At 69.5% G+C, this 16,192-nt stretch carries 11 protein-coding genes; 2 read left to right on the plus strand and 9 right to left on the minus strand.

Going from position 1 to position 16,192, the window contains the following annotated elements; genetic code table 11:
* Positions 1 to 4 precede the first annotated feature (4 nt).
* Genes E4191_RS14405 through E4191_RS24570 form a run of 3 tightly spaced genes read right to left on the minus strand, consistent with a single transcriptional unit; the run spans position 5 to position 2,045 of the window.
* Complete coding sequence (locus tag E4191_RS14405; RefSeq protein WP_135314010.1) at positions 5 to 670, minus strand: SDR family NAD(P)-dependent oxidoreductase; 666 nt, start codon at positions 668 to 670, stop codon at positions 5 to 7.
* On the minus strand, positions 670 to 1,860 hold the full coding sequence (locus tag E4191_RS24565) for a cryptochrome/photolyase family protein (protein ID WP_269436655.1): 1,191 nt from the start codon (positions 1,858 to 1,860) through the stop codon (positions 670 to 672). The genes E4191_RS14405 and E4191_RS24565 overlap by 1 nt, the downstream gene beginning before the upstream one ends.
* Complete coding sequence (locus E4191_RS24570) at positions 1,845 to 2,045, minus strand: deoxyribodipyrimidine photo-lyase (protein WP_269436656.1); 201 nt, start codon at positions 2,043 to 2,045, stop codon at positions 1,845 to 1,847. The genes E4191_RS24565 and E4191_RS24570 overlap by 16 nt, the downstream gene beginning before the upstream one ends.
* Before the next feature lie 161 nt (positions 2,046 to 2,206).
* Between E4191_RS24570 and cobA the strand changes: the two genes are divergently transcribed.
* Complete coding sequence (gene cobA, locus E4191_RS14415; protein WP_135314011.1) at positions 2,207 to 2,959, plus strand: uroporphyrinogen-III C-methyltransferase; 753 nt, start codon at positions 2,207 to 2,209, stop codon at positions 2,957 to 2,959.
* A gap of 165 nt (positions 2,960 to 3,124) precedes the next feature.
* Positions 3,125 to 6,520, plus strand: coding sequence for a calcium-binding protein (locus E4191_RS24575; RefSeq protein ID WP_269436657.1), 3,396 nt, complete (start codon positions 3,125 to 3,127; stop codon positions 6,518 to 6,520).
* Here the strand turns inward: E4191_RS24575 and queG are convergent.
* The 6 genes from queG to E4191_RS14450 form a co-directional block, all read right to left on the minus strand.
* A complete protein-coding gene (gene queG, locus E4191_RS14425; RefSeq protein WP_135314012.1) occupies positions 6,517 to 7,542 on the minus strand; it encodes a tRNA epoxyqueuosine(34) reductase QueG in 1,026 nt (341 codons plus the stop codon). The two genes, E4191_RS24575 and queG, sit on opposite strands and share 4 nt — an antisense overlap.
* 67 nt (positions 7,543 to 7,609) lie before the next feature.
* Positions 7,610 to 8,296 carry an FtsZ-binding protein FzlA gene (fzlA, locus tag E4191_RS14430; protein ID WP_135314013.1) on the minus strand — a complete coding sequence of 229 codons (687 nt, stop codon included), beginning with the start codon at positions 8,294 to 8,296 and terminating at the stop codon, positions 7,610 to 7,612.
* 78 nt (positions 8,297 to 8,374) lie between these two features.
* Positions 8,375 to 9,106: a monofunctional biosynthetic peptidoglycan transglycosylase gene (mtgA, locus tag E4191_RS14435; RefSeq protein ID WP_135314014.1), complete on the minus strand. Its 732-nt coding sequence runs from the start codon at positions 9,104 to 9,106 to the stop codon at positions 8,375 to 8,377.
* A gap of 117 nt (positions 9,107 to 9,223) precedes the next feature.
* A complete protein-coding gene (gltB, locus tag E4191_RS14440; protein WP_135314015.1) occupies positions 9,224 to 13,762 on the minus strand; it encodes a glutamate synthase large subunit in 4,539 nt (1,512 codons plus the stop codon).
* On the minus strand, positions 13,759 to 14,514 hold the full coding sequence (locus E4191_RS14445) for a hypothetical protein (protein WP_135314016.1): 756 nt from the start codon (positions 14,512 to 14,514) through the stop codon (positions 13,759 to 13,761). The genes gltB and E4191_RS14445 overlap by 4 nt, the downstream gene beginning before the upstream one ends.
* A gap of 65 nt (positions 14,515 to 14,579) precedes the next feature.
* Positions 14,580 to 16,076, minus strand: a complete 1,497-nt coding sequence (locus E4191_RS14450) for an NAD(P)-dependent oxidoreductase (protein ID WP_135314017.1) — start codon at positions 16,074 to 16,076, stop codon at positions 14,580 to 14,582.
* Between the last annotated feature and the right edge of the window lie 116 nt (positions 16,077 to 16,192).

The raw sequence follows: 16,192 nt of genomic DNA on the forward strand, positions 1-16,192 counted from the left end.
CCGCTCACCACGGCACCCGCGCGCCCTTCCAGTCCCAGAAGCTGCCCGTGTCCTCGGGCGTCAGCCCGTCGATCACCGCCAGCAGCGCCTCGGCGCTGCGATCGGGGGTGATGGTCGGATAGCGGGCGGCGTATTTCGCGGTCAGCGGCGTCTCGACCGTGCCCGGATGCAGCGCCACAAGGATCGCATGGCGGTTGCGGCGGCGGTATTCGATGGCCGCGGTGCGGATGATCTGGTTCTGCGCAGCCTTGGCCGCGCGATAGGACACCCAGCCCCCCAGATCGTTGTCGCCGATGGAGCCCACCCGCGCCGACAGCGACGCCATCACCGCCCGCCGGTCCCGCGCCAGCAGCGGCGCGAAATGACGGATCGCCAGCGCCGGGCCGATGGCATTCAGCGCGAATTGCGCGGCCATCGCCTGCGGATCGACGGCGTCCATGGATTTCTCGGGGCCGTGGCCGTCGATGACCAGCGCGCCGGTGGTGTTCACGATCAGGTCGAACGCCTGCCCCTCCAGCCGGGCGGCGTGACCCGCCACCGTGTCCGCCCGCGTCAGGTCCAGCCCGTCGCGGCTGCGCGACAGCGCGGTGACCTCGGCCCCCTGCGCCTGCAGCCGCGCGACCAGCGCCGCCCCGATCCCGCCCGAGGCGCCCAGCACCAGCGCCCGCATCACGACTTCAGCCCCTGATAGGCGTCCAGCGCGCGGTCGCGCCCCTCGGCCAGCGACAGCGCGGGTTTGGGGCGGTCGTGCAGGTCGATCTTCCACGCCTTCGGCGCGGCCTCGGCGAAGGCCCGCGCGCCCTCGGCCTCGGGGTCCAGCCAATAGCGGCGGTACTGCGCCTCGGCATCGAACTTCTCGGCCTGCGTCTCGGGGTTGAAGACCCGGAAATAGGGCGCGGCATCGGGGCCGCAGCCCGCCACCCATTGCCAGTTCATCGCGTTCGAGGCCGCGTCCCAATCGCTCAGGCAATGGCCGAACCAGTCCAGCCCCACCTTCCAGTCGGTCAGCAGATGCTTGGTCAGGTAGCTGCCGGTGATCATCCGCACCCGGTTGTGCATCTGGCCGGTGACGAACATCTCGCGCATGCCCGCATCCACCATCGGCACGCCGGTCCGGCCGCGCCGCCAGGCCTCGGCATCGTCGTTGTCGCCCCGCCAGGGAAAGCGGTTCCACTCCTCGCGCCAGCAGGTCCGGTCCAGGTCGGGGGATTCGGCCATCAGCTCGCGCGCGAACTCGCGCCAGCACAGCTCGGACAGGAAATGCTCGGACCCCGCCGCGCCCTGCTGGTAATCGGGCTGCACCCGCGCCCAGATGCGCCGCGCGCTGATTTCGCCCGAAGCCAGCGCATCGGCCAGACCCGAGGTCGCGCGGGGCCGCCACGGCAGGTTGCGGTCCGCCTTGTAGTCGGGCAGCGGGCCTTCAAGGAACTCCTCCAGCCGGGCATGGGCCTCGTCCTCGCCGGGGCGGGTGTGGCGGGCCAGCACGTCCCAGCCCCGCACCATCGCGGCGCGGGCCTCGGGCCAGTCGGTCCCGTCGCTGTCGGGCCAGTCCTCGGGCGCGGTCAGCTTGGGAACCGCCAGCGGCGGCGCGATCTGGACCTGCCGCACGGCCTTCCAGAAGGGCGAGAAGACCTTGTAGACCCCGCCCGACCCGGTCAGCACGGATCCGCGCGGCACCAGGTCGGCCAGCGGATGCAGCTCCAGCCGGGCACCGCCGCGCTCGGCCGCCGCCTCCAGCCCGTCATCTGGGGCGAAGGGAAATCCGGTCGTGGCGTGAATGACAGTGGCGCCGGTCTGGCGGGCCAGCGCCTCCAGCACCTCGGCGGGATCGCCGCGCCGCACGATCAGGCGGCTGCCCAACCGCTCCAGCGCCGCCGCCAGGGGGGCAGCGACAGGGCCTGCCGCTCGGCGCTGGCGGGATGGGCGCGGGCCTCGGCGGGATCCAGGATCACCAGCGGAATGACCGCCCCGTCCTCGGCCGCCGCCACCAGCGCGGGGTGGTCGTCCAGCCGCAGAACCCGCCTGAACCAGCAGATGACCGTCATCGCATTCTCCTGTCTGTTGCCGCACATCACGCGCGACGGCGCCGAAAGTTTCATCGCCCGCGATCCGGGCAAACGGGATGCGTGGCATTGTCACACCGGATGCGGGTGCTATAGCAGGACATCCGCGCGAACCGCCCGCCTTCGAAAGCCCTTCCTGCCCCATGCCCGATCCCGACTTCCCGCCCGGCTTCGTCTCGCTCGTCTCGGCCGGTCCCGGCGATCCCGAGCTGTTGACGCTCAAGGCCGCGCGGCGCCTGTCGCAGGCCGACGTGGTGCTGTTCGACGACCTGGCCTCGGGGCCGGTCCTCGACCATGCCGGGCCGCAGGCCGAGCTGATCGCGGTGGGCAAGCGCGCCGGCCGCCCCTCGGCCCGGCAAGAGGCGGTGAACGCGCTGATCGTCAGCCATGCGCAGGCGGGCCGCCGCGTCGTGCGGCTGAAATCCGGCGATTCCGGCATCTTCGGACGGCTGGAGGAGGAGCTGACCGCCCTGACCCAGGCCGGCATCCCCTTCGAGATCGTGCCCGGCGTCACCTCGGCCAGCGCGGCGGCGGCGGCCATGGGCATTCCCCTGACCCGGCGCCTGACCGCGCGGCGGGTGCAGTTCATCACCGGCGCCGACGTGACGGGCCAGCTGCCCGGCGACATCAACTGGGCGGCGCTGGCCGACCCGTCGGTGACCACGGTGGTCTTCATGGGCCAGCGCAGCTTTCCGCTGCTGGCGCAGGGGCTGATCGCCCACGGCCTGCCGGGCGACACGCCCGCGATGTTCGCCGAGGCCGTGGGCCATCCCGGCCAGCGCCTGCTGCGCAGCACGGTCGCGGATCTGGCCCGCCTGCTGCAGGACCAAGGCCCGGCCAGCCAGCCGGGGCTGATCCTCTACGGGCCGCTGGCCTTCCCGCCGCAGACGGCCTGAGCCGCCCCCCGGCCCAGCCCCCGCCCCGGCGCGGCCCGCCCCGGTACTGCCCGGGGCTTTTGCCTAAAATGCACCTCAACCATCGCTGGTCAGGCGGGGCCGTTAAGACCATCTTCAGACTTGACCGGCCCCTCCGGCCCCCCGCGTGCAACCCCAGAACCCGCCATGATCGTGTACGACCACGTGACCACCCATGGGGTCACGCAACCCCGCTGGCTGTCCCGCATCGCGGATCTCGACATCGTCGAGACCGAGGGCCGCAGCCTGCTGATCGCGGTCAACCAGATGGGCGGCGGCATCAGCAGCCACGCCATCGCCGGCCCCGACCAGCCGCTTCAGATGCTGCACACCCGGGGCTATGACGGCCTGACCTATCAGGGCTCGCCCCGGCTGACGACGCTGACCCCGGGCGACCGCACGGTGATGCATGTCCACCAGATGGGCGGCGCCGCCGACCGGGGCGTGTCGCTGCGCCTGGACACCGGCAATGTCAGCCGCTTCGATCCCCTCTTCCCCGTCGGGCCCGGCGCCGACCTGTCGGCCCTTGGCCAGGTCGAGATCGGCGCGACCCGGATCCTCTATTCCGCCCGCGACGGCGACCTGACCCTGACCACGCATCGCATGGCCGCGGACGGATCGCTGGCGGTGGCGGGCCGGGCCACCCTGCCGGTGCCCCCCGGCAGCACCGACGCCGCGCTGGACCGGCTGGCCCATGCCACGGTCGACGGCCAGCACATCCTGGTGGCGGCCTCGGGGAACGGCAACTTCCTGTCCACCCACCTGATGCAGGCGAATGGCAGCCTGCGGCCCGGCACGGTCCATGTGGCCGGGCGCGGCACGGGCTATGACATCCCCGCGCAGCTGGACACCGTGCGGATGGGGGACCGGACCTTCGTCATCATGGGGGCGGCGGCCTCGAATTCGCTGACCGTCTTCCGCCTCGGATCCGACGGAAAGCTGACCACCGTGGACCATGTCATCGACGAGGGCGCGACCCGCTTCAAGTCCGTCACCGCGCTGGAGACGGTGACCCTGGACGGGCGGGTCTTCGTCTTCGTGGGCGGCGCGGATGACGGCATCAGCGTCTTCACCCTGCTGCCTGACGGGCGGCTGCTGCACCTGACCACCATCGCCGATACGGCGGCCATGACCCTGGCCGATGTCAGCGCCCTCCGGGGCCAGGCCGTCGACGGGCGCATCCAGCTGTTCGTGGGCTCCTCGACCGAGACCGGCATCACCCAGTTCGTCTTCGACCCCGGCCGCATCGGCGTGAACCTGATGGCCGGCGCCAGCCTGCTGCGCGGCGGTGCCTGGGGGGACATCCTGGTCGCGGGCGCCGGCACCACCCGGATCGAGGGCGGGGCCGGCAACGACATCCTGGTCGCGGGCCCCCGCCCGATCACCCTGGTCGGCGGCACGGGGGCGGACATCTTCGTCCCCTCGCGCGTCAAGGGGCGCATCTCGATCATCGATTACGACCCGGCGGTCGACCGGCTGGACATGTCGATGCTGGGCAGCATCCGCAGCATCTGGCAGCTGCGCTTCGTGCCCACATCCACCGGCATGACGATCATCTACGGCGAGACGATCCTGGAAATCACCAGCTTCACCGGGCGCGGGCTGACCGTCGCCCAGTTCACGAACATCATGTTCCCCGTCGCCCATTACCTGCCGCCCGAGATCGACCCGGTCACCACCCCCCCGCCCCCCGCGACCCGCCCCGTCTGGCTGTTCGGCACCGCCGGCCCCGACCGCCTGACGGGCACCGCCCTGCCCGAGGAGATCGCCGCCGGCGCGGGCGACGACATCGTCTCGGGCGCTGGCGGCAACGACACGATCCGGGGCGAGGCGGGCCATGACCTGATCCGCGGCGGCGACGGCGACGACCGGATCCTGGGCGGGCCGGGGCGCGACACACTGTTCGGCGATGCGGGGCACGACCTCGTCCGGGGCGACGAGGACGACGACCTGATCTATGGCGGCGAGGGCAACGACACGCTGGAGGGCGGGCCCGGCAACGACCGGATCTATGGCGGGCCCGGCCATGACCGCCTTATCGGCGGGGCGGGCAACGACACCCTGTCGGGCGAGGACGGCAACGACATCCTGGAGGCGCTGGAGGGGACCAACGTCCTTCTGGGCGGCGCGGGCAACGACACACTGGTCGCGGGCGCGGGCGCCGATCTGCTGGATGGCGGCGAGGGCGATGACAGCCTGTCCGGAGGGGCGGGCAACGACCGGATGCTGGGCGGGACCGGCAACGACACCCTGTGGGGCGAGGACGGCAACGACTGGATGAACGGCGACTCCGGCAACGACCTGCTGGACGGGGGCGCCGGCAAGGACACCCTGCTGGGCGGCGCGGGCCGCGACACGCTGCAGGGCGGTTCGGGCGACGACCTGCTCTACGGTCAGCACGACGACGATGTGCTGTCGGGCGAGGATGGCCATGACACGCTGCATGGCGGGGCCGGCAACGACCGGCTGATGGGCGGGCGGGGCAACGACCGCCTGCTGGGCAATTCCGGCAACGACATGATCCTGGGGGGCGACGGCCATGACACCGCCCTGGGCGGGGTCGGCCACGACACGATCTACGGCGATGCGGGCAACGACGTCCTCTACGGCCAGCTGGGCTTCGACCTGATCTTCGGCGGTCTGGGCGATGACCGGATCTATGGCGGCATGGGCAACGACCAGCTGCATGGCGACGCGGGCGATGACACGCTGATGGGCGGCGCAGGGCGCGACCACCTGTTCGGCGGGGACGGCGACGACCGGCTGGATGGCGGGGCGGGCAACGACATGCTGGACGGGGGCCTGGGCAACGACACCCTGCTGGGGGGCCTGGGCCATGACAGCATGTTCGGCGGGGACGGCAACGACCTGATGATCAGCTACCGGGGCCACAACATGATGCGGGGCGGCGCGGGCAACGACACGATGCGCGCTGGCAGCGGCAACGACCGCATGTACGGCGAAGCCGGGCACGACCGCATGTCCGGGGGCACCGGCAACGACCTGCTGGTCGGCGGGGCGGGCAACGACCTGCTGCGCGGAGATGCGGGCAACGACACGCTGAACGGCGGCGCGGGCCATGACAGGCTGCTGGGCGGCGCGGGACACGACCGGTTGACGGGTGGCACCGGGAACGACACCCTGGCGGGCGGGGCGGGCCACGACCTGCTGCTGGGCGGCGCGGGCAACGACCGCCTGCTGGGCGGGCCGGGACAGGACACGCTGGTGGGCGGCGCGGGGCGCGACGTGATGCAGGGGGGCGCGGGAGAGGACGTCTTTCGCTATCTGGCCGCGCTCGACAGTCGCCCCGCCCAGGCCGACCTGATCACCGATTTCCGGCCCGGAGAGGATCTTCTGGACCTGCGCGCCCTGAAGCTGACCTATCTGGACCAGGACGGGCATTCCGGCGCACGCTCGCTGCGATGGGAACATGTCGGCGCACAGACCCATGTCTTCGCGGATGTCACCGGCGACGGCCAGGCCGACCTGATGATCCGCCTGGCGGGCCGGCTCGGCCTCGACGGCGACGACTTCCTGCTCTAGTTCACCAGCCGCCCCACCGCCCAGGACGCCGCCTCGGCCACCACCGGATCGGCGTCGCCGCACAGCCCCCGCGCCACCGGCTCCAGCGCCGCATCCCCGGAATTGCCGATCGCATAAAGCACGTTCCTGACGAAGCGGTCCCGCCCGATCCGCTTGATCGGCGACCCCGAGAACCGCGCCCGGAACCCCGCATCGTCCAGGCCCGCCAGCTCCGCCAGAGGCGGCGCATCGATGATACCGCGATAGCGCATCTCGGACCCGGCCTGCGCGAACTTGTTCCACGGACAGACCGCCAGGCAATCGTCGCAGCCATAGATCCGGTTGCCCATCAGCGCCCGCAGGTCCGGATCCACCGGCCCCGTGTGCTCGATGGTCAGATAGGAAATGCAGCGCCGCGCATCCAGCCGGTAGGGCGCGGGAAAGGCCCCGGTCGGACAGACGTCCAGACAGGCCCGGCAGGACCCGCAATGCCCGCCCTCGGGCGCATCGGCAGGCAGGGGCATGGTGGAAAAGATCGCGCCCAGAAAGAACCAGCTGCCCAGATCGCGCGACAGAAGGTTCGTGTGCTTGCCCTGCCAGCCCAACCCCGCCGCCTGCGCCAAAGGCTTCTCCATCACCGGCGCCGTGTCGACGAAGACCTTGATCGCATGCCCGGGCTCGGGCGCCGCCTCCAGCATCCAGCGCCCCAACCGCTTCAGCCGCTTCTTGACCAGATCGTGGTAATCGCGCCCCTGCGCATAGACGCTGACCGCCGCCCGGTCGCGCCGCTCCAGCACCGCCAGCGGATCGCCCTCGGGCGTGTACAGCTCGGCCAGCATCACCACCGACCGCGCCTCGGGCCAGAGCGCGGCAGCATTGCCCCGCCAGGCCACCCGCTCGGCCATCCAGGCCATCTGCCCGTGATGCCCCTCGGCCAGAAAGGCGTCCAGCCGCGCCACCGTCTCGGGCGCGCCGTCCGGCCGCGTCACCCCCATCCGCGCGAATCCCACCGCCCCGGCCTCGGCCGCGACCCGGGCTTTCATCTTGGCCCAAATATCCCGGGGGGGATCGCCGTCAGGCGAGGGGGGGCTGGCCCCCCCTGCCCCCGGCTCAGCCGAAATCCAGCTCGGCATAATGCGCCGCCGGGTGGATGCCCGGCACCTGATCGGCCAGCACCGACCGGAAGGCCGGGCGCGACTTGATTGTCGCATACCAGTCGCGCAGCGCCTCGGACCGGTCCCAATCCACGTCAGAGATGTAATCCAGGCAGGAGAAATGCGCCGCCGCCGTGAAATCGGCCAGGCTCAGCGTGTTGCCCGCCAGCCAGCGCCGCGTCTCCAGCAGCCCGGCCAGATAATCCATGTGCTCCTTGATCGCGCGCAGCCCGTCCTTGACGATGCGGCTGTCGGGATAGCCCGAGCGGGTGATCTTCTTCCACACGCGCTCGTTCAGGATCGGCCGGGTCACCTCGGTCTGGAACTTGTCGTCGAACCACGCGCACAGCCGGCGCACCTCGTGGCGCTCCAGCGGCTGCTGCGGCATCAAGGACGGCGCGGGCACGGCCTCGTCCAGATATTCGACGATCGCCTGGCTCTCGGCCAGAAGGTTGCCCCGGAACCGCAGCACCGGCAGCTTGCCCGCCGGGTTGCGGCGCTTCAGGTCGGGCGGACCCTCCCAGTAGCGCTCCTCGACCAGCTCGACCTCGATCTTCTTCTCGGCCAGCACCAGACGCACCTTGCGGCAATAGGGCGACAGGGCGGTGTGATACAGGCGCGTGGTCTGGGTATTGGTGTTCATGGACGGCCGGAAACCTGACTGAGGGGATGTGCTGGCGCCTTGATACGCCCCGACCCCCCGGCTTTCAACCGCACCGCATCATTCGAAGCAGGCCGCGCGCCCGTCGCGGGCGATCGTCGCCGCCCCGTCGGCGATTCCCCGCGACCGGGCCGAGGCCTCCAGCCGCCGCGTCCGGGGCGCGGGCAGCACGGCGGCCAGCCGCGCCGCCTGCACCGGCGTCAGCTGGTCCGGCGTGGTGCCGAAATGCGCCCGCGCCGCCGCATCGACGCCGAAGATGCCCGGCCCGAACTCGGCCACGTTCAGATAGACCTCCAGGATCCGCCGCTTGGACCACAGCGCCTCGATCATCGGCGTCAGCGCCGTCTCGACCGCCTTGCGGCCCCAGCTGCGGGTCTGCCACAGATAGGCGTTCTTGGCGGTCTGCTGCGTCAGGGTCGAGGCGCCGCGCGACGATCCCGAGGCCACGACCTTGCGGATCTCGGTCATGTCGAAGCCCCAGTGCAGGCAGAAATTCGCGTCCTCGGCGGCCACCACCGACCGGCGCATGACCGGCGCGATGTCCTCCAGCGCCACCCAGTCCCGCGCCACCAGATCATGCGCGCGAGACGCCCCCAGCATGGTCCAGGTCAAAGGCGGGTTCACAAAGGCATAGATCGTGACCGACCCCGCCATGACCAGAAAGGCCCGCAGCGCCAGCCAGCGCAGCCGGAACAGCACCCGCCCCCGCAGGGACCGGCGCCGGGCGGGCGGCGCGGTGTTCGATGCGGGGGACGACGCGGCGCGGCGGCGGGACGGAAGCTTCAGGGCCATGGTCCGCATGTCTCACGCCCCGCGCGGCTGCGTCAAGCGCGACCGCCGCCCCCCCGATCCTGACGCGGCCCCGCAAGGGGGCCGCGTCAGGATCGGGTCGCCTAAAGGCCGCCGGCCCTACTCGGCAGGGACCGCGCTCGGCTCCTCGATGGCGGCGATGGGATGGGGCAGATGCACCAGCATCTCCTTGGGGCAGACCTGCAGGAAGTTGCCCTTCTCGCGGTCCCAGTTCGACAGGATCTCGTCGGCGCGGCGCGATCCGGTCTCCTTCAGGTGCCGGGCGATCAGCGTCTTCAGCTGATCCTCCCAATGCGCCTGCGTCACCGGGCACAGGATCAGCGTCTCGGCGTTGATGTAATCGCGCGCCAGCCCCTCGGGGTCGTACAGATAGGCCATCCCCCCGGTCATGCCCGCGCCGAAGTTGGCGCCGATCCGGCCCAGGATCACCGCCACGCCGCCGGTCATGTATTCGCAGCCGTTCGACCCGCAGCCCTCGATCACCACCGAGGCGCCACTGTTGCGCACCGCGAATCGCTCGCCCGCCCGGCCCGCCGCGAACAGATAGCCGTTCGTCGCGCCGTAGAGGACCGTGTTGCCAATGATCGTGTTCTCGGCCGCGACCAGCGGGCTGGCCATCGGCGGGCGCACCACGATGGTGCCGCCCGACAGGCCCTTGCCCACATAGTCGTTGGCATCGCCCGAGACCTCGATCTTCAGCCCCGGCGCCGCGAAGGCGCCCAGCGACTGGCCCGCGCTGCCGGTCAACCGTACCGTCAGGTGGTCGGGCTGCAGGTCGTTGCGCATCCCGAACTTGGACACGATCAGCGAACTGGTCCGCGTCCCCACCGTGCGCTGCGTGTTCCGCACCGCATAGGACAGCTGCATCTTCTCGCCGTCCTCGAAGAAGCGGGCGGCATCCTTGACGATCTCGCTGTCCAGCGTCTCCAGCACCGCATTGCGCGGCTTGGTGCGGTCATAGACGATCTTGTCCGCGCCATCGACGGTGATCAGCAGCGGATTGAGGTCCAGATCGTCCAGGTTCGCCGCGCCCCGGCTGACCTGCGTCAGCAGATCCGCGCGCCCGATCACCTCGTCCAGGGACCGCGCCCCGATGCTTGCCAGGATCTCGCGCACCTCCTGGGCATAGAAGGTGATCAGGTTCACCACCTTGTCCGCCGATCCGGTGAACATGGCGCGCAGCTTCTCGTCCTGGGTGCAGACGCCCACCGGGCAGGTGTTCGACTGGCACTGGCGCACCATGATGCAGCCCATGGCGATCAGGGCGGCGGTGCCGATGCCGTATTCCTCGGCCCCCATCATCGCCGCCATGACGATGTCGCGGCCCGTGCGCAGGCCCCCGTCGGTGCGCAGGGTCACCCGCTCGCGCAGCCGGTTCATGGCCAGAACCTGATGCGCCTCGGTCAGCCCCATCTCCCACGGCAGGCCCGCGAACTTGATCGAGGTCGCGGGCGACGCGCCCGTGCCGCCGTTATGGCCGCTGATCAGGATCACGTCGGCCTTGGCCTTGGCCACCCCCGCCGCGATCGTGCCCACACCGCTGGACGCCACCAGCTTGACGGTGATCTTGGCGCGCGGGTTGATCTGCTTGAGGTCATAGATCAGCTGCGCCAGATCTTCGATGGAATAGATGTCGTGGTGCGGCGGCGGGCTGATCAGCATCACGCCCGGCGTCGAATGGCGCAGCTTGGCGATCAGCTTGGTGACCTTCATGCCGGGCAGCTGCCCGCCCTCACCGGGCTTGGCGCCTTGGGCGACCTTGATCTCCAGCTCCTCGCAGGCGTTCAGGTATTCGGCGGTGACGCCGAAGCGACCCGACGCCACCTGCTTGATCTTGGCGCAGGGGTTGTCGCCATTGGGCAGCGGATGGCTGTGGGCCGGATCCTCGCCGCCCTCGCCCGAATCGGACTTGGCGCCGATGCGGTTCATCGCGATGTTCAGCGTCATATGCGCCTCGGGCGACAGCGCCCCAAGGCTCATGCCCGGCGTCACGAAGCGCTTCCTGATCGAGGTGATGCTTTCCACCTCCTCGATGGGCACCGCCTTGCCCAAGGGCTTGATGTCCAGCAGATCGCGGATGTGGATCGGCGGATTGGCCCGCATCGTGGCGCTGAACTGCTTCCAGATGTCATAGCTGGCCTTCTCGCAGGCCACCTGCAGCAGCTTCATCGTGTTGGCTTCCCAGGCATGCTTCTCGCCCGTGCGCCGCAGCTTGTAGAAGCCGCCGACCGGCAGCATGTCCAGATTGTCGGTGTGGAAGGCCACCTGATGCAGCCCCTCCAGCTTGCCCTGCAAGCCGTGCAGGCCGATGCCCGAGATGCGCGACTGCATGCCGGGGAAATACTCCGCGACCATGGCGCGGCTCAGCCCCACCGCCTCGAAGTTGAGGCCCCCGCGATAGGAGGACAGGACCGAGATCCCCATCTTGGCCATGATCTTCAACAGACCCGCGTCGATGGAGGCGCGATAGCGGCGCATGCATTCGACCAGCGATCCGCTCAGCAGCCCGCGCTCGATCCGGTCGTTGATGCTGTCCTGCGCCAGATAGGGGTTCACGGTCGTGGCCCCGCAGCCGATCAGCACCGCGAAGTAATGCGGGTCGATGCATTCGGCGGCCCGCACGTTGACGGAACAGAAGGTCCGCAGCCCCTTGCGCGTCAGCCAGCTGTGCACCGCGCTGGTCGCCAGGATCATCGGCATGGCGACGCGGTTCGGCCCCTGCGCCTCGTCGGTCAGGACCAGATGGCCCGCGCCGCTGCGCACGGCATCCTCGGCCTCGGCCCGGATGCGCGCCAGCCCCTCGCCCAAGGCGTCCGGCCCGGCATCGTCGGGGAAGGTCGCGTCGATGATCGTCACCGTCTCGCCGAACATCTTGACCATCTCGGCGAACTCGCCGGTGGCCAGGAAGGGGCTTTCCAGCACCACGATCTCGGTCTGGCTGCTGCTCTCGTCCAGCACGTTCTTGAGGTTGCCGAACCGCGTCTTCAGCGACATCACCCGCGTCTCGCGCAGGCTGTCGATGGGCGGGTTCGTCACCTGGCTGAAGTTCTGGCGGAAGAAGTGGCTCATCGGGCGATACTGGTTGGACAGCACCGCCGGCGGCGTGTCGTCGCCCATGGACGCGATGCTCTCCTTGCCGTCCTCGGCCATGGGGGCCAGCACATGCTCCAGCTCTTCCATGGTGAAGCCCGCCGCCGTCTGGCGCCGCCGCAGCGCATCGCCCGAGAACTGCACGACCTCGGGCAGGTCGCGCATGAGGTCGTTCAGCTCGGTGACCTTCTCGATCCACTCGCCAAAGGGCTGGCTGCCCGACAGCCGGTCCTTGAGGTCGGTGTCGTGGTATAGCTTGCCCTCCCACATGTCGACGGCGATCATCTGGCCCGGGCCAAGCGCGCCCTTTTCGCGCACGTTAGATTCGTTCACCGGGACCATGCCGACCTCGGAGCCCGCGATCAGCAGGTTGTCGCCCGTCACGACATAGCGCATGGGGCGCAGCCCGTTGCGGTCCAGACCGCCGCAGACCCAGCGCCCGTCGGTCATCGCAAGCGCAGCGGGACCGTCCCACGGCTCCATCACCGCGTTGCAATAGGCGTACATGTCGGCCCAGGCGCGCGGCATGTCGGTCGTGGCCTTGGACCAGCTTTCCGGAACCAGCATCGTCTTGGTCATGGGCGCGCTGCGCCCGGAGCGCACCAGAACCTCGAACACCGCATCCAGCGCCGCGCTGTCCGACGATCCGGCGGGCACGATCGGCTTGATGTCCTCGGCCGCCTCGCCGAAGGCGCTGGACGCCATGCGGATCTCGTGGCTCTTCAGCCAGTTCAGGTTGCCCTTCAGCGTGTTGATCTCGCCATTATGGGCCAGCATGCGGAAGGGCTGGGCCAGCCACCATTGCGGGAAGGTGTTGGTCGAATAGCGCTGGTGATAGATCGCAAAGGCCGATTCGAACCGCTCGTCCTTGAGGTCGGGATAGAATTCCGCGACCTGCTCGGCCAGCATCATGCCCTTGTAGATGATCGACCGGCAGGACAGTGAACAGAAGTACAGATCGCGCACCTGGGCGGCGATGGCGGCCTTCTCGATCCGGCGGCGGATGATGTACAGCTCGCGCTCGAAGCGGACCTGGTCGATGTCCTTCTCGCAGCGGATCAGGATCTGCTCGATCTCGGGGCGGGTGGCATTGGCCTTGTCGCCCAGCACGGCGGTGTTCACCGGCACATGGCGCCAGCCATAGATGTAGTGGCCCATCCGCAGGACCTCGGATTCCACGATGGTTCGGCAGGCCTCCTGGGCGGCAAAGTTCGTGCGGGGCAGGAAGACCTGGCCCACCGCGATCAGCTTGTTCTGGTCGGGCTCGTGGCCCGTGCGGCGCACCTGGTCATAGAAGAACGGCACCGGGATCTGGACGTGGATGCCCGCGCCGTCGCCGGTCTTGCCGTCCGCATCCACCGCGCCGCGATGCCAGATCGCCTTCAGCGCGTCGATGCCGTTCTGCACGACCGTGCGGCTGGCCTTGCCCTCGATGTTGACGACGAAGCCCACGCCGCAGGACGAATGCTCGTCCTCGGTCCGATAGAGGCTGTTCTTGTCCATCCAGTCGCGGCGGGCTTCTTCCGAGGCTTTCCAATCCATGGTCATGAGGCGGCCCTTTCCTGCGGGATCTGCGTCATCAGCTGATCGCAGTCGAATTGTGGGGTGGTGGAGCCGAAGCCGGCCTCACCCGGAAAGATGAACAGCACGGGGCTGTCATTCGTCTGGTTGCGGGCACCGGTCCAGTCGCTGCTGGTCTCGATGCCGCCGAAGAAGCGGCCGAACTCGCGGCTGACATACTGGCTGCCGCTGCGTTCGACCAGCACCTCGCCATCGGCGCTGCGGGTGGTCAGCTGGAACTCGGTCCGCTCCAGATCCTGCCCGTCGATGGTCACCGTCTCGCCGGTCAGGATGTCGAAACCCTGATGGCGCAGGCTCTGGCCGTCATCGGTCCGGGTCTCGAAATCGAACTCGTCGCGGCCCGTCTCCAGCAGTTCGGTAAAGCTGGCATCGTCCGCCGCCCCCTCGACCAGCCGGTCGATCAGGCCCGACCCGGTGCTCTGGCTTTCGATCCAGCGCGTCTCGGCATCGATGACCGACAGGTGGAACAGCCCGTCCTGCCCGAAATGCGCGCTGCGCCGATGCCCCTCGGGATCTGCACTGCAGGTGTAATACTGGCTGACCGTGCAGCTGCGGTTCTGCACCGTCATCGTCATCTGGCACCCCGCCGGAGGGGAGAAACTGGCCGCCCCCGCCGCCTGCGCGCTGGCGGCCAAGGCCCCCGCCAGCACCAGAAGCGTCAGCAGGGCTGACCCGATCCGCTGCCCGTCGCGGGGGGCCTCGGCGGCGGCAACGGCCACCGCGCGTTGCCTGTGTACGCCCTGTGCACGCGCGGTGACTGTCCGGTGGCCCATCGGTGCGCCCCTCATTCGGCGGCGATCCGGGCATCGCCCGTCAGGAAGGTGGCGATCGACTCGGCCGCCTCGCGCCCGTCGCGGATTGCCCAGACCACGAGGCTGGCGCCCCGCACGATGTCGCCCACCGCATAGACCCCGGGGATCGAGGTCATGTGCGTCTGGAAACTGGCCTTGATGGTGCCCCAGCGCGTGACCTCGAGGCCCTCGACGCCCCACAGCCTGGGCAGGTCCTCGGGTTCGAATCCCAGCGCCTTGATGACCAGGTCGGCGGGCTCGTCGTAATCGGCGCCCTCGATCAGTTCGGGGCTCTGGCGGCCGGTCACGTCGGGCTGGCCTAGGCGCATCTTCTGGATGCTGACCGAGGCGATCTGGCGGACCATGCGCACCGGCCCGTCCACATCGGCCTCCTGCGCGGCAGCGAAATCGCCCGTCACATGGCCGACAAAGCTGGCGGGGCCGGAAAGCCACACGAATTCAACGCCCTCTTCCTCGGCGTTCTGGACCTCGCGCTGGCTGCCCGGCATGTTGGCGCGGTCGCGGCGATAGAGGCACTTGACCGATTGCGCGCCCTGCCGGATGGCGGTGCGCACGCAGTCCATGGCGGTGTCGCCGCCGCCGATGACGATGACGCGCTTGCCCTTGGCGTTCAGCTCGCCATCCTCGAAGTCGGGGACCTCGTCGCCGAAATCGATCTTGTTGCTGGCCGTCAGATAGTCGATCGCCCGCACGACCCCGCCGTGATCGGCATTGTCCAGATCCAGGTCGCGGGTCTTGTAGACGCCCGTGGCGATCAGCACCGCGTCATGCTTGCCGCGAATCGCGTCGAAGCTGATATCCTCGCCCACGGTGCAGTTCAGCACGAACTCCACGCCGCTGTCGGCCAGCCACCTGTTGCGGCGCATGACCACGTCCTTCTCCAGCTTGAAGCCAGGAATGCCATAGGTCATCAGCCCGCCCGCGCGGTCGTAGCGGTCATAGACGGTGACCTGGAAGCCCTGCTTGCGCAGCATGTCCGCCGCCGCCAGCCCGCCCGGGCCCGCCCCGATGATGCCCACCGATTCGGGGCGCTCCTGCGCGGGGGCGAAGGGCTGGACCCAGCCGTTGTCCCAGGCCGTGTCGGTGATGTATTTCTCGACCGCGCCGATGGTCACGGTGCCATGGCCGGACTGCTCGATGACGCAGTTGCCCTCGCACAGGCGGTCCTGCGGGCAGATGCGGCCGCAGATCTCGGGGAAGGTATTGGTGGCCTGGCTGACCTGATAGGCCTCCTGCAGGCGCCCCTCGGCGGTCAGGCGCAGCCAGTCGGGGATGTTGTTGTGCAGCGGGCAGTGGCTTTGGCAGTACGGCACGCCGCACTGGCTGCAGCGCCCGGACTGCTCGGCCGCCTTGCTGGCCGCGAACTCGCGATAGATCTCGTGGAAATCCTCGCTGCGTTCGGCAGCGGACCGTTTCTCCGGCATCTCGCGCGGGGTCGAGACGAATGTGAGCATCTTCTGCGTGGCCATGGCTGCGCACCCTCCCTGAAAGGTCTTCCGCAACCGCAATAAACCAAGGCAATTGTGATGAAAAGTCAGCAAGGCTGACCTATTGGCGAGTTTTTTGCGCTGCGGGGCGGAAAATA

The sequence above is a fragment of the Paracoccus liaowanqingii genome, assembly GCF_004683865.2.
Lineage (GTDB): Bacteria > Pseudomonadota > Alphaproteobacteria > Rhodobacterales > Rhodobacteraceae > Paracoccus > Paracoccus liaowanqingii.

What these genes read in the sequence shown, in the direction of transcription:
- E4191_RS24570 (WP_269436656.1), bottom strand. Translation starts at nt 2,045, where the DNA reads ATGACGGTCATCTGCTGGTTCAGGCGGGTTCTGCGGCTGGACGACCAC.
- fzlA (WP_135314013.1), bottom strand. Translation starts at nt 8,296, where the DNA reads ATGAACACCAATACCCAGACCACGCGCCTGTATCACACCGCCCTGTCG.
- mtgA (WP_135314014.1), bottom strand. Translation starts at nt 9,106, where the DNA reads ATGGCCCTGAAGCTTCCGTCCCGCCGCCGCGCCGCGTCGTCCCCCGCA.
- E4191_RS24575 (WP_269436657.1), top strand. Translation starts at nt 3,125, where the DNA reads ATGATCGTGTACGACCACGTGACCACCCATGGGGTCACGCAACCCCGC.
- gltB (WP_135314015.1), bottom strand. Translation starts at nt 13,762, where the DNA reads ATGACCATGGATTGGAAAGCCTCGGAAGAAGCCCGCCGCGACTGGATG.
- cobA (WP_135314011.1), top strand. Translation starts at nt 2,207, where the DNA reads ATGCCCGATCCCGACTTCCCGCCCGGCTTCGTCTCGCTCGTCTCGGCC.
- queG (WP_135314012.1), bottom strand. Translation starts at nt 7,542, where the DNA reads ATGAAAGCCCGGGTCGCGGCCGAGGCCGGGGCGGTGGGATTCGCGCGG.
- E4191_RS14405 (WP_135314010.1), bottom strand. Translation starts at nt 670, where the DNA reads ATGCGGGCGCTGGTGCTGGGCGCCTCGGGCGGGATCGGGGCGGCGCTG.
- E4191_RS14450 (WP_135314017.1), bottom strand. Translation starts at nt 16,076, where the DNA reads ATGGCCACGCAGAAGATGCTCACATTCGTCTCGACCCCGCGCGAGATG.